Source organism: Parasutterella muris, assembly GCF_943193095.1.
Taxonomy (GTDB): domain Bacteria; phylum Pseudomonadota; class Gammaproteobacteria; order Burkholderiales; family Burkholderiaceae_F; genus Parasutterella; species Parasutterella muris.
In genome coordinates this window covers 24,783-46,136 of record NZ_CALPCV010000010.1, presented here as the reverse complement: position 1 = coordinate 46,136, position 21,354 = coordinate 24,783, and the positions used below count along the sequence as shown (strand labels likewise).

Genomic DNA, 21,354 nt, shown 5'->3' with positions numbered 1-21,354 from the left:
CGCAGAGTAAAATTTGATAGACTTCGTGCTTATTTCTTGAATAAGAAGATTTTTTCTCCCGCGTTTGTGCGACAGACGCGGGGGTTGTCCTTTTTTATTCGATCGTTAAGCTCGACGGGACTTTTCAGTTGGCAAAAGCACGGACCGACTGATGGGATCGTGGGCAGCATTTTTTAAAGGAAAATAATGATCAACAAATCGATAGGGGCTGTGCTCGCGGCTGCTCTGGGCGCGTTTTTGCCGATGACGGCGAATGCGGCGCTTCCGGGCAGTGAGCTTTCCCTTTGCTGGGCAATTCCTTTTGCGGGAATTCTTTTAAGTATCGCCCTCGGACCTTTGCTTTTTGCCCATTTCTGGCATAAGAACTACGGCAAGATCGCGCTTGGCTGGGCCATTCTTTCGGCGGTTCCGCTGTTTGTGTTTTACGGTTCCGACACCAGTATTCACGCATTAGCGCACGCACTGCTCGGCGATTACGTTCCCTTTATTATCTTTGTGGGCTCGCTCTACATTGTTGCGGGCGGTATTCATCTGAAGGGATCTTTTGTCGGCAAACCGAAGCTCAACACAACATTTCTTCTGACGGGCGCGGTTCTCGCAAACTTCATGGGCACAACCGGCGCCGCGATGCTTCTGATTCGTCCGCTGCTCTCTGCCAACCGCATGAGACGCTATCAGATGCATACCTATATTTTCTTTATTTTCATTGTCGCCAATATTGCCGGTTCTCTGACTCCGCTCGGCGATCCTCCGCTTTTCTTAGGCTTCCTGAGAGGCGTCACATTCTTCTGGACCGCTCAGCACTTATGGGAAGTGACCGGACTTGCGGTCGGTATGCTCCTGGTTATTTACTTCCTGCTTGACAGCTACCTGTACCGCAAAGAGCTCAAAGACAACGAAGAGCTGAAGAAGCCCGCCGGCAATATTCCGGTTGGTTTTGAAGGTGTTGTGAACTTTGTTCTTCTGGCTCTGATTATCGGCGCGGTCCTTCTTTCCGGTTTCTGGAAGAGCGGTGTCGAGTATGAATTTCTCGGCAACCACTTCAAGCTTGAGTCTTTAGTACGTGACGGCATTTTTGTGCTCGCCGCGATTCTTTCTCTGGTTTTGACGAAGAAAGAATACAGAGACGCGAACCAGTTCTCATGGGAGCCGATTTTGGAAGTCGGCAAGCTCTTCTTCGGCATTTTCGTGACGATTGTGCCGGTGCTTGAGATGCTGAGAGCGGGTTCTTCCGGCGCGTTTGCTCCGGTTGTTGCTCTAGTTTCCGACGCGAACGGACAGCCCATCAATGCGGCTTACTTCTGGCTCACCGGCATGCTTTCCAGCTTCCTTGATAACGCGCCGACCTATCTCGCGTTCTTCAATCTTGCCGGCAATGATCCGACTTTCCTGATGACCGGCGGAGCGCATACCCTGATGGCGATTTCCATGGGCGCGGTGTTTATGGGCGCGATGACCTACATCGGCAACGCTCCGAACTTCATGGTGGTCAGTATCGTTCAGAACCGGGGTGTCCGTATGCCGAGTTTCTTCGGCTTCGTGGCCTGGTCCTACGGTATTTTGGTACCGATCTTCCTGGTGCTGACTTACATTTTCCTAATGTAATTTCCGCCTGAATTCCAAACGGGTCTGATGCGCTTGTGTCAGACCTGTTTTTTTGCGTGCAAAACGGTGCGGCAAGTCACTGACGGCGCATTCGATTTGTTAAGATTCACGAAGATAAGTACTGCATATGCGGCACACTTCTGTTGACACGCGTTTATGACATACAACCATTATTATCAAGAGGATTCGGATGTCGGATTAAAGCTTGCTGCGCTTTTTCTGCAGCTGAGCCGCAATCCGTCGGCGCTCTCCAAAGCGGAGTGGGATTTTCTGAACATGATTCCGATCGGAACTCTGGTTCGGGAAGCTTCGATTTCCCGCAAAGAAGCGGTTCATGTCCTTAATCAGATTGACCGGCTAGAGGCTGACGTCAGCCGTATGGGTCGGTTTGAGCATTTGACAGACGCGTTTATGATGTGGATTGTGGGCGGAAGCTTTATTTTGGCGGCGGTTCTTCTGGCGGTTTTGTCGATCCCTGAATCGGTTGCGGGACGAGTTTCCATTCCGATCAGCATCGGCGTGGGCCTGTTTTTTATTTTCATTCCGCTGGTGAGCCGTAAGCGAGCGATGTCATACAAGATTGACTGTTTCAGAGAGACCATTATTAACATCTTAGGCACCGGTCTCATGAAACGAAGCGTGCTGACCACGGATGCGGTCATCCGTGAGCTTGACCGGCATGAGCCCGAAAAAACGCTTAAAAAAGTCATTGAGAAATTTTTAGCGGCAGAAGGGCGCCGGTATCCGAAATATGAAGAAAAGTGCCTGATGGAACAGCTCCTTGACGGCTATCGACTGAAACTTAGCGATCTGTCGCTGCTGCAGGCGGTCGGGAACAGTGAACAACCATGAATTTAGAGAGTCAGCTTACCAAGCATTTTCACGGTGACAGCAGCTATACCCATCAGGGCGGCGGAACATCCAAGAAAGTGCTTATTGCCGCGGTGTGTTTAACGCTTGGCTATGCGCTGGTTGAAGCGGTCGGCGGTTTTTTATCCAATTCTCTAGCGCTTATTTCAGACGCCGGTCACATGGTAACGGATTCGGCTTCGCTGCTTTTTGCGCTGGCGGCGAATCTCCTGGCGGCTCGTCCGGCAACTGGAAAGTATTCATTCGGTCTGGCCAAGGTCGAAGTACTGGCCGCGCTCATCAATGCGATTGTGATGTTCGGGGTAGTCGGCTGGATTGTTTTTGAAGCGGTTGAGCGATTTACCGATCCGCAGAGCGTAAACGGCGCGAGTGTGTTTATCGTGGCGACGGTTGGTCTGATTATCAACATTGTGGTCGCCAAGACACTTTCACACGATAAGGACAGTCTGAATACACGGGCGGCGCTTCTTCATGTGCTTGGAGATTTGCTCGGCTCGGTGGCTGCGATTATTGCGGGCGCTGTGATTTATTTCGGCGGTCCGACGGTTGTGGACCCGATTCTGTCGATATTTGTGAGTCTGCTGATTTTGAACTCTTCGTATCACGTGCTTCGTGATTCCGTACATTTGCTTTTAGACGGTGTTCCCGAGGGGATTCCTTACGCGGAGGTCGGATCAGATCTTGAACGGATTCCGAATGTGTATGCCGTGCATGACCTGCACATTTGGGATATGACGCCCAATGAAATAGCGTTGTCGGCGCACGTGCTGATTGAGGATATGAACACTTGGGCGGAAGTACTTGAGCAGTGCCGTCAAATGCTGGAAACGCGGTACGGTATTTCGCACATTACGCTTCAGCCGGAGCCTGCCTCTTCGAAGACTGAGACGCATTAAAGCGCTGAGTAGCTCCGTGTTTGCCCTTTTTGTGTCCGCGTACATGTATCAAACCGTCAGAACGAACCTCGAGCGGGTTACAAATTAGGACACTAAAGTTATAATTAGCGGGATTACGCCAACTCACTTGAAGCGCGTCTCTTTTTTTTTTCTGCTGAGAATAAGATGACGAAATATGTATTTGTTACAGGCGGTGTGGTTTCTTCACTGGGGAAAGGTATTGCAGCCGCTTCCTTAGCCGCCATCCTGGAGTCCAGAGGACTAACCGTCACCATCATTAAGATGGATCCTTATATTAACGTTGACCCGGGCACGATGAGCCCGTTTCAGCACGGCGAAGTCTTCGTAACGGAAGACGGCGCGGAAACCGACCTGGATTTAGGTCACTATGAGCGCTTCATTACTCCGAAGATGCACAAGGCCAATAACTTTACAACCGGTCAGATTTACAGCAACGTGCTGCGCAAGGAGCGCCGCGGAGAGTATTTGGGCAAGACCGTGCAGGTGATTCCGCACATTACAAACGAGATTCAGGACTTCATTGCGCGCGGCGCGCATGCCGCGGGCGACCCAGATATCGCGCTGGTTGAAATCGGCGGAACGGTGGGCGACATTGAATCTCTGCCGTTCCTTGAAGCGGTTCGTCAGCTGTCGCTGCGTGCCGGCAGAAACAATACCTGTTTCATTCATCTGACGCTCGTGCCCTATATCGCAAGCGCCGGAGAACTGAAGACAAAGCCGACTCAGCATTCTGTAGGTGAGCTGCGCAAGATCGGCATCATTCCGAACGTGCTGCTTTGTCGAGCCGATCGCAAGATTCCGGATGATGAGCGCGCCAAGATTTCTCTTTTTGCCAATGTTCCGATGGACGCCGTGATTTCCGTTTGGGACGTGGACACTATTTACAAAGTCCCGATGATGCTGCATGAGCAGGGACTTGACGACATCGTCTGCAAGACGCTTGACATCAACCCGAAGCCGGCGGATCTGTCCGCATGGGACAAGGTTGTAGACCGTCTGGAGCATCCTAAAGATCAAGTCAATCTTGCGATGATCGGAAAGTATGACCTGAAGGATTCCTACAAGTCTCTGAATGAGGCGCTGGTTCACGCCGGTATTCACACCGGTCATAAAGTCAACGTGACCTTTATTGAAGCGGAAATTCTTGAGAAAGACGGTACTGACTGCCTCAAGGGCATGGACGCAATTTTGGTTCCGGGCGGCTTCGGCAAGCGCGGCACTGAAGGCAAGATCAAAGCGATTGAGTATGCTCGTAAAAATGATATTCCGTATCTCGGCATTTGTCTGGGCATGCAGCTTGCTGTGATTGAATTCGCGCGCAATGTCTGCGGTTTAGGCAGGGCCAACTCCACCGAGCTTGACGCCGATACGCCGCATCCTGTGGTCGCGCTGATCACCGAATGGAAGGATCACACCGGTGTTATTGAACGCCGCAGCGAGGACAGCGACCTCGGCGGTACAATGCGTTTAGGCAAGCAGATCGTTCCGGTTAAGCCCGGCACACTGACCGCTTCTATTTACGGCAATGAAGTAGCCGAACGTCATCGTCATCGCTATGAGGTGAACAACGCCTACTGCGATCAGTTTGAAAAGGCCGGCATGGTGATTTCCGCCCGCACTCCGGGAGAAAATCTGCCTGAAATTATGGAACTGCCTGACCACTCTTTCTTTATGGGTGTTCAGTTCCATCCGGAATTTACCTCCACCCCGCGTTTTGGTCATCCGCTGTTTAACGCGTTCATTAACGCGGCAGCCAAGTACCACCACGAACACGAGAAGAAGGATCAGAAATAATTTATGAAGCTTTGCGGTTTTGAAGTCGGTCTGAATCATCCGTTTATTTTGCTGGCTGGCCCCTGTGTCATCGAGAGCGAGCAGTTGGTTCTTGATATTGCCGGCAAGATGAAGGAAGTCACCGATAAACTTGGGATTCCCTATATTTTTAAGGCGAGCTATGACAAAGCGAACCGTTCCTCGGATCTGAGTTTCCGAGGTCCGGGCATGCAGAACGGTCTGCGTATTTTGGAAGAAGTTCGCCGTCAGATTGGAGTTCCCGTCGTCACAGACGTGCATACGGCCGAAGAAGTGCCTGAAGCAGCCGCTGTTGTGGATTTGCTTCAGACTCCAGCGTTTTTATGCCGACAGACTGACTTTATCGTCGCGTGTGCAAGAAGCGGCAAGCCCGTCAATATTAAGAAGGGTCAGTTTCTTGCGCCGCAGGATATGAAGCAGGTTGTTCTGAAGGCGCGTCACGCTGCCAAAGAAGCCGGCCTGGATGAAGACCGTTTTATGGTTTGCGAAAGAGGCGCGAGTTTTGGCTACGGCAATTTAGTCGCGGACATGCGCAGTCTGGTGATTATGCGTGAGTGCAATGCGCCGGTGATTTTTGACGCGACGCATTCCGTGCAGCTTCCCGGCGGACAGGGAACTTCTTCGGGCGGCAAGCGCGAATTTGTTCCGCCGCTTGCGAGAGCGGCCGCCGCGGTCGGTGTTTCCGGTTTCTTTATGGAAACGCATCCGAATCCGTGCTGCGCCAAGAGCGACGGTCCGAACATGGTTCCGCTTGACAAGATGGAAGAGCTTCTGACCACGCTCAAGCAGATCGACACGCTGGTTAAGACCGGTGATCAGTTTTTAGAAAATCAATTACGTTAACCCAACATCAAAGAGGCATCAATGAGTGCAATTGTTGAAGTAATCGGCCGTGAAGTAATGGACTCCCGCGGCAATCCTACCGTTGAAGCGGAAGTTATTCTTGAATCCGGCGCCTTTGGCCGCGTAGCGGTTCCGAGCGGCGCATCCACCGGCAGCCGTGAAGCAATTGAGCTTCGCGACGGAGACAAATCCCGTTTCCTCGGCAAAGGTGTTTTAGCCGCGGTTGACCATGTCAACGGTGAGATTCGTGATGAAATTCTCGGTCTTGAAGTGACCGAGCAGGCGCTCATTGACAAGCTCATGGTTGAGCTTGACGGTACGCCCAACAAAGCCCGTCTCGGCGCCAACGCGATTCTGGCTGTTTCTCTGGCGGTCGCCAGAGCCGCGGCTGATGAGCTCGGCCTGCCGCTTTATCGCTATTTCGGCGGCATTAACGGCTGCAACCTTCCGGTTCCGATGATGAACGTGGTGAACGGCGGCGCGCACGCCAACAACAACCTGGACATCCAAGAATTCATGATTATTCCGGCCGGTCTGCCTTCTTTCCGTGAAGCCCTGCGCTGCGGCGCGGAGATTTTCCACGCGCTCAAGAAGATTATGAACGCCAAGGGCATGTCCACAGCGGTTGGTGACGAAGGCGGTTTTGCACCCAACATTGACAGCCACGAAGCCGCGATTGAATTTATTCTGGAAGCGATCGAAGCGGCCGGTTACAAGCCCGGCAAAGACGTATTCCTCGGCCTTGACTGCGCTTCGAGCGAGTTCTACCACGACGGTATTTATGACCAGAAGGGACAGGGCCTGAAGCTCACAGCTGATGAATGGATTCAGAAGATGACTGAGTGGTGCGACAAGTATCCGATCATCTCGATTGAAGACGGCATGGCTGAAGGCGATTGGGAAGGCTGGGCCAAGCTTACCGAAGCGCTCGGCGACAGAATCCAGCTCGTCGGTGACGATCTTTACGTGACCAACACCAAGATTCTGAAAGAGGGTATTGAACGCGGCATCGCCAACTCGATCCTGATCAAGATTAACCAGATCGGCACGCTGACCGAGACATTTGAAGCGATTGAGATGGCCAAACGCGCTCGCTACACCGCGGTTGTCTCTCATCGTTCCGGTGAAACCGAGGACTCCACGATTGCTGACATCGCCGTCGGCACCAACGCCGGCCAGATCAAGACCGGATCAATGTCCCGCAGCGACCGCATGGCCAAGTACAACCAGCTGCTTCGTATTGAAGAAGAGCTTGGCGAAGTTGCGGTTTATCCGGGCCTTGACGCCTTCTACAACATCAAACGCCGCTAGTATTTATGTCACGCTATAACCGCAAGGTCAATCTGACTGTTCCTCGTCTTCTCGCGATTCTGCTTCTCGGCTTAGTCGCCGCGATTCAGTATCCGCTTTGGAAAGGCAAGGGCAGTGTCGCGAATCTTGCGGAGTTGCGTGCCCAGGTTGATGAGCAGAAGCGCATCAACAAAGCGCTCGAAGAAGAGCTTGATCGACTCTCCGCGGAGGCCGAGAGCCTTCGCGGCGGCGAGCAGGCGATGGAGAGCCGGGCGCGCAGCAGGCTGAACATGATTAAGGAAAACGAAGTGCTGATTCGGTTAAAACCATAGCAGTGCTTTAATGACTCAGCGAGACGGACTGCCTTTGACGACAGTCCGTTTTTTTGTGTACTCAGATTAGCCGATTCGGGATCGAACGGACTCTGAGATTCAATATGCTTGAAGCAACTCGGAGGACAGATTTTGATTCAGTCGCTTACGATTGCAGATTACGCCCGCAGGCATAAACTTTGGGCGTGTTTCTGCGCTTTATTTTTTCTGATTGTTTTCTTTAGCTGCGCGAGTGCCGTCTATGACATTCTCGTTCTCAACGAGAAAGCGCCGCTCTATGCTTTAGGCGCGGGCATGGTCGGGTTTGCGGCCACCGCTGCGGGCTCGATTCCTGGGCTCTTCATGAACAAGCTTTCGGATCGAACTGAGGATCTGATGTTAGGAAGCGCGGCCGGAATGATGATCGCGGCAGCCTTCTTCTCTCTTTTGATGCCGGCGCTGGAAGCGAGCGATAAGCTTTTTGCCAATGAATGGCTTTCAATGGCGTGGGTCATATTCGGCATATTTCTCGGCATTGTGTTTTTGCTGGGCATCAACGCCATTACGCCGCATGAGCATTTTGAGAGCGGCGTGGAAGGGCCGGAAATCCAGGTTCGCGACGGGATTTGGCTGTTTGTGCTTGCAATTATTATTCACAACGTTCCTGAAGGCATGGCGATGGGTATTTCATTTGCCGCAGAAGATATGCAGATTGGCGTTCCGCTGACCGCGGCGATCGCTCTGCAGGATCTGCCTGAGGGGCTAGCGGTTGTTCTTGCGCTCTGTACAACGAGCATTTCACGTGTGAAAGCCGTCATGATCGGCGTGCTCTCCGGGCTCATGGAGCCGATTGGCGCCTTATTCGGAGTCAGTCTTACCGCGCAGCTCGGCTATGCCTACCCGCTCGGTTTAGCGCTGTCAGCGGGCGCGATGTTCTTTGTGGTCTTCCACGAAGTGATTCCGGAGACTCATCGCAGAGGCCATCAGACCGCCGCGACGATGGGTCTGATGTTTGGTTTTTGTCTGCTGATGGTATTGGATCGAGGGCTCGGTTAAATATTTCGTGACGGTAAGTCGCTAGAATGTAGGAATTGCTCAATCCTTGGATTTATCGTCATGACAAGACCTATTCGTGCCGTTATTGATTCTTCTGCGCTTTTAAGAAACATTGAATGTCTTCGAGAAAAAGCCGGAGCGCGTTTTTTTTGGGCGGTTGTTAAGGCGGACGCATACGGGCACGGACTTATCGGTCTTTTGCCGGTCTTTGACAAAGCGGTTGACGGTCTTGCGCTGCTCGATCCCTCCGAAGGCGTGCAGGCGCGCAAAGCGGGCTGGCGCAAGCCCATTCTTCTGATTGAAGGCGTTTTCAGTGAAGCGGATATTCAAACCGCATCCGAGTATGACTTTGAAACATTGATTCATCAGGAGCGGCAGATTGAGTGGCTTGAGCGCGCGCAGCTTAAAAAACCGCTTCGCGTGCATGTGAAATGCAACACCGGCATGAATCGTTTGGGTTTTAGGCCGGATCGGATTCAAGGCGTGCTTGAGCGGCTTCAGGCAATTCCCAATGTGGTAGTCGCGGATATTTTGGCGCATTTTGCGAACGCTGAATTGACCTATCCTCAGGATCGGCCGGTGACGGTTGAGAAGCAGCTTGCGGCCCTTCAGGCGCTCAGAGCGTATGGGAATATGTGTCTGTCCAATACCGGAGCCATTCTTTGGCATCCCGAGGCGCTGGATCATGCGGTGCGCGCAGGCATTGCAATGTACGGTGTAAGCCCTGATGGAAACATCACATCCGAAGCCCTTGGAGTTGAGCCTGTGATGAATTTCGAGAGTGAGATTATGGCGCTGCAGGATCTCGAAGTCGGAGAAGCGGTGGGCTACGGCTCCAAATTCATCGCGCAGCGGCCGACGCGTCTGGCGATTGTCGCCTGCGGCTATGCGGACGGCTATCCGAGGAAATCGGGCAAAGACCGCAAAGTTTTTGTTGAAGGGCGTTTTGCCCCGGTGGTTGGCAATGTTTCGATGGATATGCTGACGATTGATGTGACGGATGTGCCGCAGGCGGGCTTAGGCAGCAGAGTGGTCTTTTGGGGCAGGGAGCTTTCAGTGAACGAAGCGGCCGCGTCATTTGACACCATCGGTTATGAACTACTATGCGCGGTAGCCAAGCGCGTTCCCCGCGTTTTGAAGTAACCGCCCCCGGTATTTTCCCGTCGAACGCTCCTGCCGCTGTGACTTTATTGATATTCAATATTTTCTCAATATTGCGCTGTAACCGTTAGGTTCTGAAGCGCTGAGCATTCTCTTAGATAACAAATTTAACGACCAGCGATACGAGGAGCATGAAGAGCACGACATAAAGCATATTGCGTATCAGACGCGGGCCGACTTTTACCGCATAGGCGGCTCCGAGATGGTTGCCCAGAATGCTGGCAATGGCGCAGGGAACCGCAAGCGCGTATACAACGGTTCCGGCCGATGCAAAGGTTGTGACTGCGCCGAGATTGCCCGCGATATTGAACGCCTTGGCTGTGCCGGAAGATTTCACTAAACCTGCATGGAGCAGCAGATGGATTCCGATCAGAAAGAAACTTCCCGCGCCGGGCCCGAAAAACCCTTCGTAGAAGCCGACGGAAAGACCGATCGCGCTGACTCGCCACCAAAGTCCTTTCTTCGGAAGCGGCTGATCGTCCAGCTTTAGGGCTCCGCAAAAGAGCGAGATCAGAAGCCCGAGCGGCAGCATAAAAATCATGATGATCGTCATCAGTTCATTTGAGAGAAGAAGCGTGACGCCGGAAGCGCCCGCAGCGCCCAAGTAGGACGTGATAACGCCGAGTATGACGACTTCTTTTATGACGGCTCCTTTTCTCCAAAAGGTGATAAGCGCAGTCAGTGAACCGAGACAGGAAGAGAGTTTGGCTGTGCCGAGCGTGTAATGCGCGGGAAGTCCCAGCAGAAGAAGCACGGGCATTGTGATGAGACCGCCTCCGCCGGCGATAGAGTCGACGAATCCTGCAATAAAGAAGGCTGCGCAGCAGATCAGAATGATGGTTAAGGTGATTTCCATGGATTGAGCTTTTTTGTGGTTTACCAACATTATCCTCTTTGCTGTTTGATTTTATGAAAGTCCGTAGTATGGAAAACGCCAAGCGAACGGCCTGCGAAATTAGGAGATAATGAGTCGAGCTTCCTTCTTAAAAAGCGACTGTCCATGCGATTTCGTACGATCCTTTTCTGCATTTCTGCGGCCGCCGCGACCTTCCCGTGTGTTGTGCTCGGGCTGCTTCAGTATTCGTCAGCACAGAATGAGCTCGCAAAGGAAGAAACCAATCGAAAGCAGATTTCGCTGTATGTTTCCGATCGCCTTGATGCAAAGCTCGAGTCTTCTCTAAGACTGATCAGCGTTGCCGCCGAGTACTTTAAGGAGGAGCGTCATCAGCAGGAAAAACTCTCGAGGCATTTAGATGAACTCAGACGAAGCGCGCCCGAAATTCTGAACATCCATTTCGATGATGCTGAGGGCAGAAGCGTCGCCTTTTCTCCGCGGTTCAATGATCGAGGGGAGCCGAACTTCGGAATTTCACATAACGGTCGGGACCATTGGAAAGGAGCGGGAAGCTCCGATGTCACCGTGTCCGGGCTTGTCCATGCGGTTGGTGCGACCCGCAGCGATATTGTCAACATCACTAAGTCTGTGTACGAAGGATCGGAGTTTTTGGGTTTGGCGGTGGCGGCGCTCGATTTGAGGGAGCTTTCCGATTCGGTTTTGAAGGATTTGCCTGATGACAAGTTTCGAATCGCGATTTTTGACCGCAGGGGCAGAGAAATTTTTTCTTCATCCGCAAAAGGAACCGGTGCAGTGAACCTGACTTCTTCGGAACTGAAAGTGGTCACGAAGGGTGCCTCGGCCATATCGATCAACGGTTTTCTCGGCATACTTCAGCCGCTGAGCCGCTCAGACTGGCTGGTTGGCGTGTTCTCAAGCGAGACAGATCGAGCCGGTGTCTATAAGAAACTGCTTTTTAACAATCTAATCGTCTGGCTCTTTACCGCGTGTACGGCAATTTTGTTCGGATATGCCGCTTCCGTATCGGTGGCGCGTGCGGTGGAAAAGCTCTCAAAGCAGATGCAGGCGGGCAGAAGTCTTCCGGATAAATCCGAACGAGTACGCTCTCCTAAAGAAATCGTTCAGCTTCAGGTGCTTTACAGCCGTATGCAGAAGAAATTGAACGAAGCCACCGAGAGGCTCAGTCAGCTGAATCGATCCTTGGAAGATAAAGTGCAGGCTCAGGTGGATGTGATTCATAAACAGGAGTCGATGCTGCGCGTGGTCTTCTCGGATATTAGCGAGGGTGTCGTTCTTCTTAATAGAGAAGGCGGTATTTTGTTTTCCAATAAAGCGGCCCAGGCAGTGCTCTCTGATCGCTCCCTCAAGCTTGATGAGGTTATTGAAGCAGCCATCGCCAACCCGTTTGGGAAAATTTTCCGTGAACACGAGAAAGTTATTTATGAATTACGCGCTCTGAAGATCGATAAAGACGACTTAGTCGTTGTGTTGATGCGGGACGCCACATCCGAGGTTCAGGTCGATAAATTAAAGGATGAGCTGATCGGTGTTGCGGCGCACGAACTCAAAACGCCGCTTTCCTGTATTCGTCTCGAAGCGGAATATCTGCGCAACAACTCCGACCGTGACGCGCTGAAATCTTCAGCTCAGGCGCTGCTTGATGAAGCAGACGAAATGAAGTCTTTAATTTCCCGCTGGCTTGATGTGGCAAGACTTGAGTCCGGCTCCTATATGATTCATCGGGAGCTTTGTCTCATAAAACCGCTTATTTCAAAGGCGCTTAAACGTTTTCTTCGGCAGGATGACTTCAGCTGCGAGGTATCTATCAGCGAAGAGGCTAAAGCCGCGTTTATCGACAAACAGGCGTTTCTGCAAATACTCCTGAATTTGTTTTCCAACGCGGACCGTTACCGCTCGGCGGAAAGGCCTTGTCGGGTGTCACTGCATGCGGAGCGAAGAGAGGACCGTCTTGTCATTACAATTGCTGATAATGGAATCGGGATGGAACGCGCTGATTGCGAAAAGGTTTTTGATCGGTTCTATCAGTGCAGAATGGATTCTGCGCGCAGGATCAGCGGAACAGGGCTCGGGCTCTTTATTACCAAGCGGCTTGCAGAACTTCATGAGGGAACGATTTCGGTGCGAAGTACGCCCGGAGTCGGATCGGTTTTTACAATTGAATTACCCATTTTTTAAAACCCGGCGGAGATAATGATGAACAGCATCAGACCGACAGTCCTGATTATTGATGACGAAAGCAAGATCAGGCGCCTTCTCTCTCGTTCACTCGACGGTTTCGGATTTGATGTTCTCCTGTCTGCGTCGGCCGAAGAAGCAATGTTTCTGCTTGAGAAGAGCAAACCGGACATTATCATTCTTGACTATATGATGCCGGAGGTTGACGGACTGACATTTCTTAGTGAGATGCGTAAAAGGTACTCGATTCCGACGATATTCTTATCGGCTCGTGATGAAGTCCGCATTAAAACAAAGGCTTTGGAGCTCGGAGCCGATGACTACGTCGTCAAACCGTTTTCGATGGAAGAGCTGACGGCGCGTATCAAAGCGGTATTGAGAAGAAGCCGCGTTAATTCGGAAAAGGCACCCGAACAAACTGTGCACAACGGAGACTTGGTGATGTTCCCGGATCGAAGAATGTGCCGCTACAAAGATGCTGATATTAAGTTTGCGGATACCGAATTCCGTCTGCTGCTGGTTTTAAATAAACGTCCTGGAACAATCTTCACGCATGAGGATTTGCTTCGTCAGGTGTGGGGCGCGGAATATATCGGCGAGCTCAATTATCTTCGCGTGTCTTTTTCCCGCATTCGCAAAAAGCTGACGGAGGCGGGCTTGGCCGGAACGGCGATCGCATCCTACTCCGGCATCGGCTACTACATTGAAGATCTTTCGGAAGAAGTTTTGTAGCGTTTTTTTAATCTTTTTGAAAAATTCGTGGCGGCTTGGAAACATCTTTGCGCCACACTGAGGGTCATATAAAACCATTTCTCAACACTAGGAGAAAAATATATGACCTCATCTCTTTGCAGACGCAAGTTCCTTCAGACGGCAGCCGCGGCCGCGGCGGCCGCGGTCTCCGCAGGCGGCGCGCAGGCTCAGGACAAACCGTCCTTTGACGAGACATTCGACATTATTGTGGTTGGCAGCGGTATTGCCGGAACAATGGCCGCGCTGAGCGCAGCTGAGCAGGGCGCCAAAGTGCTCATGATTGAGAAGATGAGCCGTCTTGGGGGTACCTCCCGCATCAGCGGCCTGAATTTTGCCTGTGTCGGATCTCCCGCGCAAAAGGCCAAAGGCATCCAGGATTCTCCGGAGCAGCTTGCCTCTGACATGTACAAAGTGTCCGGCTCTATGGGCGACTATGAGAAAGCCCTGGAAATGGCGAAAAATACCGCCAGAGCAGAAGCGTTTATGACCGCAAGAGGCGTTAAGTGGGACGGACGGCTTCTGAAGCTCGGCGGTCACTCCCAGCCGCGCGTGCTGATTTCCGAGGGCGACGGCGCCGGTCTTCTGAACGCGCTGTGGAAGTACATGGAAGGTCTTAAGAACGTGACCGTTCGAGTGCACTGCAAAGCCGATGAAGTCCTCTTTGATGATAAGAAAGCGGTGGTCGGTCTGAAAGTCAGAGAGAATTATTACTTTGATACGCCTGAGAGCGACGATCTGACCAATCGTACGGGCGTGGAGAAAAAGATCCGCGCCAATCAGGGCGTCATCTTCGCGACCGGCGGTTACGCCAGAGACAAAGCATTTCGTTCTGCGGAAGTTCCGTTTCTTGCCGGCGTGGCGACAACGACAAATCCCGGCGCGACTTCCGGCGCGCTCAAGATTTTAGTGAAAGCGGGCGCTCAGCCGATACATTTGTCCTTATTCCGTTTCGCTTATCCGCTGCCGACTGAAGATATGATCTGGGGCGTTATGATCGATCCGGCGACAAGCCGCAGGTTCCTGAATGAGGGGCTCACGAGAAACGCGCTTGCGCAGTCGGTTCTTCTGAGAAGAATGACTAACGGCGATAAAAAGCCCTTCATTATTTACGACGAAAAAGCGCTCGGCAAATTCCACAACCTTAATCGTGTCCAGCGTTCTCTGAACGGCCTCAACGGTATTGACGGCACGATGTACAAGTACGATTCGCTGAAAGATTTGTGTGCGGCGTACGGCGCTGATCCCAAAGTTGTCGCTGATGAGCTTGAAAAGTACAACAAACTGATTGCAGCCGGCAAAGACTCCGATTTTGATAAGCAGATGGAGCGCTCCGGAAGGAAAGTGCAGACGCTCGACTTAAGCGGTCCGCTTTATGCGATGGTCATCAATCCGCGGTTAAATTACACGCCCGGCGGAATTCGTACGGACCTCAGGGGCCGCGCGATCGCGCTTGCCGACGGCAAACCGATTGAAGGACTTTATGTCGTCGGAGAGGCCTCCGGCGGTCTTCACGGACAGGAACGCATGACGGCCTGCTCAATGCCCGAATGCTGTGTATTTGCCATGCTTGCGGCGGAAAACGCGGCTCAGCGTAAGCGTCAATAGGAGAAAATCAATGAAGACAATACTCAAAACCTCAGTCCTGCTGTGTTCGCTCATTTTTGCCGCTGCCGCTTCCGCTCAGATGCCGCAGATGAGTAAGCATGCACAGAGAAATATTCAATGCACAGGCTGTCATCAGAACGGAACGTTTGCACCGGTACCGACCGCGCAGTGCGTCACCTGCCACAATCAGGATCAGCTTGCGAAAAGTACGGAACGTCTTAACTACACGTCCCGCATGAAAAATCCTAAGACGGGCGAAGTGAAGGAGCATATCGCTTTAGTGAATCCGCACGACAGCTATCATTTCGGCCGTACGGAGGACTGCACCGACTGCCACAGAGAGCATAGGGCAAGCGTTAATGACTGCGCGACGTGCCACGACGTTAAAGCGTGGAATATGAAAGATCCGAAGTAACACGCTATAAACAAAAAGGCCTTCGAGTCCTTGCGGAATCGAAGGCATTTATTTACCTAGAAGCGGTTACTGAGGACGCTTCGGATCAGCGCCCTTGGCGCCGGCGTCCGGATTGGCCTCGATAAAGAGCGCTTCAACTTCTTCAGGTGTGTACGTCTGTGTCTGGTTGCAGAAGCGGCAGGTGACATCGATCTTGCCTTCGGCTTTGATGATATCCATACATTCTTTATAGCCGAGCTGCTGCAGCATGGAAGAAGTTCTTTCGCGTGAGCAGTTGCAGCTGAAGCTGACGTCGTCCTCGGCGATCGGTTTCATTTTTTCCTGCCAGAAGAGGCGATGCAGAAGTTCCGGCGCGGCCAGCTCCAGAAGTTCTTCGTTCTTGACGGTATTGGCGACCTGAATGATTCTGCCCCAGGCGTCAGGGTCATTGGCTTCGGCGGCTGTTCCGCCGGTACCCGGCATCTTCTGAACCAGAAGTCCGCCGATCTTTTGGCCGTTTGCAGCAAGCCAGAGTTTGGTTTCGAGCTGTTCGCTTCGTACCATGTAGCCCTCGAGATTTTCCGCGACGGTGGCGCCGGACAGAGGCACGATGCCCTGATAGGGCTGGACGCCGGCTCTGCGGCCTTTAGGATCAAGAATAATGGCGCACTGGCCTTTGTTGTCCTGATTGATCAGCGCCTGCAGGTCCATATCCGGCGTGATTTCTGCACCCTCGCGAAGCTGAGCCATAGTGCGGACCGAAAGCGGTGTTCTGACTTCGACTACGATCAGCTGAATCGGACCGGAGCCTTTAACCTGAAGGATCAGAGCGCCGTCGAATTTGATAGTGCTTGATAAAAGAAGCGCACCGGCAGCAAACTGTCCGAGCAGCGAAGCGACATTTTCCGGGTATTTATGGAAACGAATCATGTTCTGCCATTCGTCAGAGGACTGAACGACGGCGCCGCGAACCGGAGCTCCTTCAAAGAGGAACTTAATCATGCGGTTCGAAAGGTTTTCTTGTTTATTTTCTGTCATATTCAATTTATCTACAACTAAGTCACTGACCGGTCGGTCATTTTATCGACTGCTCAAATTACTTAGTAACCAAAATGTCCAAAACGGTCTCAATCTTACCAGTCGTGTCCATAGTGCGAAGAAGGCGGAACATGCGGATCCCAGGCAGGTTCTTCGCTCGCAGTGTTTGTAAGCGATTGTTTAGCACGCTTAGTAAAGTCGGATCCGTCTTAAGACTAAGTGAGGCAAAATCGCGGAAGGAAATCTAAGATTCGCTTTCCAAAGAGACAGATCAGTTTTGCAGAAGCGGCCCTCCGCTGATAAAAAATCTAGCGCAGCGGACAGTTTTTTAAGACAAAAACGGTAATCTGTTCGATGAGATATGAAACTGCGCAGCTGCAGGAATCGTCTTTCAATTAACCTGATCTTCCTTCAGCGGCCGCGGAATACATTGATAAAGAGTGCGGCTGGTGTGTCGCTGAAGTCGCGGGCAGCTCAGCAAAAGAGGTAAGTGTGAAAGAGTACAAGAGAGCGGATTTGCATATGCATTCGATTTTTTCTGACGGAGTACTGACTCCGGAGGAATTGGCTAAAAAAGCGTATGACAATGGTGTGGAGCTGATTTCGCTTACCGATCACGACGAAACGGCAGGTTTGGAAAGAATGAAAGACGCGGCTTCAGAGCTTGGTATGGACTTTGTGACCGGCTGTGAAGTCAGTACGGATTTCGCTCACGTGCCGATCCACATTGTGGGTCTGAATTTCGACCAAAAAAATGAAGCACTGCAGAACCTTCTCAAAGATATTCGGGCAAAACGTTTTAATCGCGCCCTCAAAATGGCAGAGAAGTTTGAAGAACTCGGACTGCACGGAGCTCTGGAGGGTGCTCGGGAGCAGGCGGCAAATTCCATGCTGCTCGCACGGCCTCATTTTGCGGATTGGCTGGTAAAAATCGGGAAGGCCGAAGATCGACAGGACGCTTTTCGCAAATGGGTCGGCACCGGCAAACCGGCCTATGTGCCGAGAGAAACTACCCCGATCGCCGCGGCTGTCAGAGCAATATCGGATGCGGGCGGCATCCCTGTCTTAGCGCATCCCGGACGCTACCCGCTCAAGAGGTGGGCATTTGATGAGATGTTTGCGCAGTTCACAGCCGCAGGCGGGAAAGCTTTTGAGGTGACGACAGGAAGTCATAAGCCCGGCCAGGCTGAAATTTACGCCAAGATGGCTGAGAAGCTGGGATTCTGGGTCTCCACGGGAAGTGATTTTCATTTTGAAGGTTCGCCTGCGCAGCTGGGGCTTCAGGGCGATCTCCCGTCCAATCTTGATCCGGTTTGGCGCCATTTCTCGTAGCTTCGAACGGTCAGGGCTGCCTGAACTCGTCCATGCATCAAAAACATAAGATATCTCGGCACAGTCGGCGCCAGAAAGTCTGATCCTATTTCATCGGCTTCGTCTTTTTGTCTGTGAACTTTAGACGACGAAAATGTGCTGAAGAAATCCGCAAAGCAATGCGTCATAACAGGACCTAACGCTCTTGTCAGGGCAATATGAGAAATCTACAATGAACCCGCGTTTTGTCCGGCAGCAGACAAGGCAGGGCAATTATCAGGCAGGCCTCGAAGGATCGGGGATTTATACAAAGATTAATTAATAACGAATTCAATAGGAGTCAATCATGGGATATATTCTTCAGGTTATGCCTGACAGTCCTCAGCCGCACCGAATTAATCAGGCAGCGGAGCTCCTCAGCCGCGGTCAGGTCGCGGCAGTTCCGACAGATACCGGATTTTCTTTGGTGTGTCGTCTCGATGACAAAGAAGCACTGGATAAAATTAGAAAGATTCGTCAGCTTGGTGAAAAAAAACACTTTACGCTTCTGTGCGAATCTCTCTCTCAGATGAGTCATCTCGCCAGAGTCAACAATACCGGTTACCGTATGGCAAAAAGCGTGACGCCGGGACCTTATACATTCATTTTGGAAGCGACGCGCGAGGTGCCTCGCCGTCTCGCACATCCTTCAAAAAAAACAATCGGACTCAGAGTTCCATCAAATAAAGTACTTCATTCACTGCTGGAAAAAATCGGAGAGCCGCTTATCGGTACAACGGTGATCATGCCGGGGGAAGAAGAGGCGCTTTCCTCCGCTTGGGAAATTCAGGACCGTATCGGAGATCAGCTGGCATTTGTGCTTGACGATGGAAGCTCCGCAATCGGAGACACGACTGTAGTGGATCTTTCGGGCGACGCTCCGGAAATCGTTCGAGAGGGACTCGGAAGCGCCAAGGCGCTCGGTCTATAACCGCACATTTGCTAACAAAACAGAAGGCCGAGAGCGGACCGCAATTGATTAGAGTAAGAAATTACGAATAATTATTGGAATAAAGAAAAAACATGGATATTGCTTCAATCATTCAGACGATCACGGTGTACGCGATTCCTCTGATCTTTGCGATCACCATCCACGAGACGGCGCACGGCTATGTCGCCAGGATGTGCGGAGACCCAACTGCCTATATGCTCGGGCGTCTGACGCTCAATCCGATTAAACACATCGATCCGGTCGGCACCATTCTGGTTCCAGGCGCGCTTCTTATCATGAGCGCGGTCACCGGCATGAGCGGCATCATTTTCGGATGGGCAAAACCGGTTCCGATCAATTTCCGCAACCTGCGCAATCCGAAGACCGATATGATTTGGGTCGCGGCGGCCGGCCCCGGCGCAAATCTTGTTCAGGCGGTTATTTGGGCGATTATTTTGAAGATTCTTTTTATTGCCGGCATTGACAGCGACTTTCTCGCGCAAATGTGTCTTGCCGGCGTGAGCTGCAATATCGTTCTGATGGCGCTGAATCTGATTCCGATTCCTCCGCTGGACGGCGGACGAATCGTAACAGGTCTGCTGCCTCCCGGAATGGCCTGGCAGTATTCAAGAATTGAGCCCTACGGAATGTATATTCTTTTTGCGCTGATTCTTACCGGCACGCTTTCTTTCTTCATGAGACCGTTCATGCACTTGGGAAGCTCCATTGTCAGACTTTTCCTGTGAGTAAAAAAAGATGAAAGAGCCGTATATTCCGAGCGAACACTTGCTCAAAGGACTGAAGGGGGCCCCCTCCGAATGGGTGAAGCGTTTTATTCCGAAGCTGCCTAAAGGCGGCAGAGTTCTGGATCTGGCCTGCGGCTGCGGACGCAACACGCGTCTTTTGGCCTCCTGCGGTTTTGAAGTGGTGGGCGCCGATATTGATGAGCGCTGCCGCCCCTACATCGAAGCAATCCCCGGGGCCGTTTTTGTTCAGGCCGACTTTGAGGGCAGCCCTTGGCCTTTTGAACCGAAAAGTTTTGACGCGGTTCTGGTGAGTTTCTATCTGGAGCGTCGTTTGTATCAGAACCTCTTTGAGGTTTTGAAAGAAGACGGATTCCTGATCTACGAAACGTTCATGCTCCCTTATCCCGGATTTGACGGCAATCGCGCGAAGAACCCGGACTTTGTTCTGAAGCCGCTTGAGCTTATCGATGTGTACCGTGATCAGATGGAAATTCTTGCTTACGGACAGGAGTTAGGAGAAAAGGGGGACTGCTTCCAGCAGTTTTTAGCTCAAAAATCCCTCAGGTCCTAGTGTTTTGCTCGCATAATCATTTTTAAAACAACGGATAGGCGTTCTTATTCGTTAAAATGGAGCAACTCAATCTATCAAGTCTCAGGAGAGAAGAATGATTAAAGGAAGTATTGTTGCACTTGTGACGCCGATGTTCGAAGACGGATCGATTGATTACGATTCCTATCGAAATCTTATCGAGATGCACATTGCTGCCGGCACAAACGCGATTGTGGCGGTTGGTACCACCGGTGAGAGCCCGACGGTGGATTTTCCCGAACATAACGAGCTGATTCGCGTTGCGGTGGAAGCGGCGGCCGGTCGTATTCCTATTATCGCCGGTACCGGATCCAACTCCACGCGCGAAGCGATTGAATTAACCGAATATGCCGCAAGCGTCGGCGCGGCAGCCTCTCTTCAGGTTGTTCCTTATTACAACAAACCGACTCAGGAAGGTCTGTATCAGCATTTCAAAACAATCGCCGAAGCGGTTGATCTGCCGATGATTCTTTACAACGTACCGGGAAGAACCGTTGCGGATCTGAAAAACGACACCATCCTGCGTCTTGTCGAAGTTCCGGGCATTATTGGTGTCAAAGACGCGACCGGAGACTTGGCGCGTGCGGCAGATTTGATGAGCCGTCTTGCTAAAGACAAAGAATTTGCGATTTACAGCGGCAACGATGATTCCGCGCTTGCGCTGATGCTCATGGGCGGCAGCGGCGTGATTTCCGTCACCGCCAACGTCGCGCCTCGTCTGATGTCTGAGATGTGCGAGCTTGCTCTGCAGAATGATGTGATGGGTGCCCGTGCGATCAACGACCGTCTGATGGCGCTCCATAAGGAACTCTTCTGCGAACCTAACCCGGTTGCTCCGAAGTGGGCGCTTCAGCGCATGGGTCTGATCCCGGGCGGTATTCGCCTTCCGCTGGTGCCGCTTTCACCGAGTAAGAGAGAGCAGGTTGAACGTGCGCTGCAGATCGGCGGCTGTATTTAATCGGTAAGTTTTTAAATTAAGGCGGCATAGTCTAAAATGACCGCCTTAAATCAATTTTTGTATCCCGACCAAG

At 51.9% G+C, this 21,354-nt stretch carries 20 protein-coding genes; 18 read left to right on the top strand and 2 right to left on the bottom strand.

Features of this window, described 5'->3' with window-relative positions; genetic code table 11:
• Positions 1-186 precede the first annotated feature (186 nt).
• The 9 genes from NFR90_RS05225 (at position 187) to alr (ending at position 9,847) form a co-directional block, all read left to right on the top strand.
• On the top strand, positions 187-1,605 hold the full coding sequence (locus tag NFR90_RS05225) for a sodium:proton antiporter (RefSeq protein ID WP_251451189.1): 1,419 nt from the start codon (positions 187-189) through the stop codon (positions 1,603-1,605).
• Positions 1,606-1,761: 156 nt separating this feature from the next.
• Positions 1,762-2,457, top strand: coding sequence for a hypothetical protein (locus tag NFR90_RS05220; RefSeq protein WP_160335114.1), 696 nt, complete (start codon positions 1,762-1,764; stop codon positions 2,455-2,457).
• Complete coding sequence (locus NFR90_RS05215) at positions 2,454-3,371, top strand: cation diffusion facilitator family transporter (RefSeq protein ID WP_160335115.1); 918 nt, start codon at positions 2,454-2,456, stop codon at positions 3,369-3,371. Before NFR90_RS05220 ends, NFR90_RS05215 begins: the two co-directional genes overlap by 4 nt.
• Positions 3,372-3,536: 165 nt before the next feature.
• Entirely contained in the window at positions 3,537-5,186 is a 1,650-nt protein-coding gene (gene pyrG, locus NFR90_RS05210) for a CTP synthase (RefSeq protein WP_160335116.1), read from the top strand.
• Positions 5,187-5,189: 3 nt separating this feature from the next.
• Complete coding sequence (gene kdsA / locus NFR90_RS05205; protein ID WP_251451187.1) at positions 5,190-6,047, top strand: 3-deoxy-8-phosphooctulonate synthase; 858 nt, start codon at positions 5,190-5,192, stop codon at positions 6,045-6,047.
• A 21-nt stretch (positions 6,048-6,068) separates the two neighbouring features.
• Positions 6,069-7,358, top strand: a complete 1,290-nt coding sequence (eno, locus tag NFR90_RS05200) for a phosphopyruvate hydratase (RefSeq protein WP_160335118.1) — start codon at positions 6,069-6,071, stop codon at positions 7,356-7,358.
• Between the two features lie 5 nt (positions 7,359-7,363).
• On the top strand, positions 7,364-7,669 hold the full coding sequence (locus NFR90_RS05195) for a septum formation initiator family protein (protein WP_160335119.1): 306 nt from the start codon (positions 7,364-7,366) through the stop codon (positions 7,667-7,669).
• Between the two features lie 132 nt (positions 7,670-7,801).
• Positions 7,802-8,704, top strand: coding sequence for a ZIP family metal transporter (locus NFR90_RS05190; RefSeq protein ID WP_251451185.1), 903 nt, complete (start codon positions 7,802-7,804; stop codon positions 8,702-8,704).
• A gap of 60 nt (positions 8,705-8,764) precedes the next feature.
• Entirely contained in the window at positions 8,765-9,847 is a 1,083-nt protein-coding gene (gene alr / locus NFR90_RS05185; RefSeq protein ID WP_251451183.1) for an alanine racemase, read from the top strand.
• A gap of 112 nt (positions 9,848-9,959) precedes the next feature.
• On the opposite strand, the gene NFR90_RS05180 is transcribed toward alr, so the two are convergent.
• On the bottom strand, positions 9,960-10,721 hold the full coding sequence (locus tag NFR90_RS05180; RefSeq protein ID WP_160335122.1) for a sulfite exporter TauE/SafE family protein: 762 nt from the start codon (positions 10,719-10,721) through the stop codon (positions 9,960-9,962).
• Between the two features lie 144 nt (positions 10,722-10,865).
• Between NFR90_RS05180 and NFR90_RS05175 the strand changes: the two genes are divergently transcribed.
• From NFR90_RS05175 to NFR90_RS05160, 4 genes are all read left to right on the top strand, one after another.
• A complete protein-coding gene (locus tag NFR90_RS05175) occupies positions 10,866-12,917 on the top strand; it encodes a sensor histidine kinase (protein ID WP_251451181.1) in 2,052 nt (683 codons plus the stop codon).
• An 18-nt stretch (positions 12,918-12,935) separates the two neighbouring features.
• On the top strand, positions 12,936-13,649 hold the full coding sequence (locus NFR90_RS05170; RefSeq protein ID WP_160335124.1) for a response regulator transcription factor: 714 nt from the start codon (positions 12,936-12,938) through the stop codon (positions 13,647-13,649).
• A 102-nt stretch (positions 13,650-13,751) separates the two neighbouring features.
• Positions 13,752-15,275, top strand: a complete 1,524-nt coding sequence (locus NFR90_RS05165; protein ID WP_251451179.1) for an FAD-dependent oxidoreductase — start codon at positions 13,752-13,754, stop codon at positions 15,273-15,275.
• A 10-nt stretch (positions 15,276-15,285) separates the two neighbouring features.
• Positions 15,286-15,690 (top strand): cytochrome c3 family protein, encoded by a 405-nt coding sequence (locus NFR90_RS05160; protein WP_160335126.1) that lies wholly within the window; start codon positions 15,286-15,288, stop codon positions 15,688-15,690.
• Between the two features lie 66 nt (positions 15,691-15,756).
• On the opposite strand, the gene hslO is transcribed toward NFR90_RS05160, so the two are convergent.
• Positions 15,757-16,707 (bottom strand): Hsp33 family molecular chaperone HslO, encoded by a 951-nt coding sequence (hslO, locus tag NFR90_RS05155; protein ID WP_251451177.1) that lies wholly within the window; start codon positions 16,705-16,707, stop codon positions 15,757-15,759.
• A 492-nt stretch (positions 16,708-17,199) separates the two neighbouring features.
• On the opposite strand from hslO, the gene NFR90_RS05150 reads away from it, so the two are divergent.
• From NFR90_RS05150 to dapA, 5 genes are all read left to right on the top strand, one after another.
• Positions 17,200-18,039, top strand: coding sequence for a PHP domain-containing protein (locus NFR90_RS05150; RefSeq protein WP_251451175.1), 840 nt, complete (start codon positions 17,200-17,202; stop codon positions 18,037-18,039).
• A gap of 325 nt (positions 18,040-18,364) precedes the next feature.
• A complete protein-coding gene (locus NFR90_RS05145) occupies positions 18,365-18,988 on the top strand; it encodes an L-threonylcarbamoyladenylate synthase (protein WP_251451173.1) in 624 nt (207 codons plus the stop codon).
• Positions 18,989-19,080: 92 nt separating this feature from the next.
• Entirely contained in the window at positions 19,081-19,734 is a 654-nt protein-coding gene (locus tag NFR90_RS05140; RefSeq protein WP_202074556.1) for a site-2 protease family protein, read from the top strand.
• A gap of 10 nt (positions 19,735-19,744) precedes the next feature.
• Complete coding sequence (locus tag NFR90_RS05135; RefSeq protein ID WP_251451171.1) at positions 19,745-20,305, top strand: class I SAM-dependent methyltransferase; 561 nt, start codon at positions 19,745-19,747, stop codon at positions 20,303-20,305.
• 94 nt (positions 20,306-20,399) lie between these two features.
• Complete coding sequence (gene dapA / locus NFR90_RS05130; protein ID WP_160335131.1) at positions 20,400-21,281, top strand: 4-hydroxy-tetrahydrodipicolinate synthase; 882 nt, start codon at positions 20,400-20,402, stop codon at positions 21,279-21,281.
• Positions 21,282-21,354 lie beyond the last annotated feature (73 nt).